The organism is Hymenobacter daeguensis, from assembly GCF_054780555.1.
On record NZ_BAAGWC010000060.1, the window covers coordinates 1 to 1,496 of the forward strand.

1 protein-coding gene is annotated in these 1,496 nt (G+C 58.6%); it reads left to right on the forward strand.

What is annotated here, in order from left to right; all coding sequences use genetic code 11:
* Positions 1-1,122 precede the first annotated feature (1,122 nt).
* Positions 1,123-1,496, forward strand: a 374-nt coding sequence (locus tag ACYVHT_RS23270; RefSeq protein WP_460557789.1) for a hypothetical protein, incomplete at its 3' end; no start/stop codon positions are given.

Consider the following 1,496-nt stretch of genomic DNA (forward strand, 5'->3'; position numbering starts at 1 on the left):
TTGGATGCCCATTTTTTGGCCTTTATTCACCTCGCCGCAACCGTTCTCTGGTTGCGTGACTGTTAACAACTCCTAGCTGGAACTTTTGGGAGTACAGTGGTGCTGGGCAACACCACGCTCACTAGCGTTGGAAGCTATGACGTATTCGTAGCGAAGTTCAACCCTGCCACCAATCAGTTTATGTGGGCCCAACGGGCCGGTGGTTCAGGGGCTGACGTAGCTACCGCACTGGTTGTGAACGGCACTAGTGTGTATGTAGCTGGGTATTTTAATAGCCGTACGGCAGGCTTTGGGACCGTCACCCTGACCAATGCGGGCGTGAATGGCTTAACCGACGTATTCGTGGCCAAGCTTACAGACGGAGGGAGCACCGGCAGCTTCATTTGGGCACAACAGGCTGGCGGCGGTACGAGCGATGATAAAGCCACTGCGCTAGCTGTAAGCGGCACCAGCGTATACGTGGCGGGGGCTTTTCTTAGTTCTACAGCAGGGTTTGGCGCTACTACTCTGACCAATGCTGGCTCTCAAGATGCGTTTATCGCTAAACTCACCGACGCGGGGAGCACCGGCAGCTTCGCATGGGCGCAACGGGCCGGTGGCACTGGCGACGACCAAGCCTTATCATTGACTGTGAGTGGCACCAACTTGTATGTGGCCGGCGGCTTTGGTAGTCCTACGGCGAGCTTTGGGACTGTCACCCTGACCAATGCGGGCGTGAATGGCTCAACCGATGTATTCGTGGCCAAGCTTATAGATGGGGGGAGCACCGGTAGCTTCACTTGGGCACAACAGGCTGGCGGCACAGATGATGACAGGGCTACCGCGCTAGGTTTGAATGGCACTAGCGTGTACGTGGCCGGTAGTTTTAGCAGTTCTACGGCTAGTTTTGGTGCCGCTACACTACCGAATGCGGGCTCTCAAGATGCATTTATCGCTAAACTCACAGACGTAGGTGGCACGGGTAGCTTCACTTGGGCCCAACGAGCCGGTGGCGCGGGTTTCGACACGGCGAACGTGCTGGTTTTGAGCGGGGCGAGCGTTTACGTGGCCGGTAGTTTTAACAGCCTCACAATAGGTTTCGGTGCTGCCGCCCTGACCAATGCGGGCTCAAACGATGTATTCGTGGCCAAGCTCACGGATGCGGGGAGCACAAGTAGCTTCGTAGGGGCACAACAGGCCGGCGGTGCAGATAGCGATATAGCCACTGCGCTGGCTATAAGTGGCACCAATGTGTACGTGGGTGGCCTTTTCAATAGTTCTATAAGTAGCTTCAGCACTATTGCCCTAGCTAATCCGAGTTCCAGTGTCCTTGGCTTCCTCGCCTCCCTCACCGACCCCACCCTCACGGCCACCTCCACCAGCCGCACCCTCACCCCCGCGCAGCTCTATCCCAACCCCGCCCACCACGCGGCCACCCTGCGTTTGCCCGCCGGCACCGCCCCCGCGCCGCTGGTGCTGACCGATGCGCTGGGCCGGGCCGTGCGCCGCTACCCCGC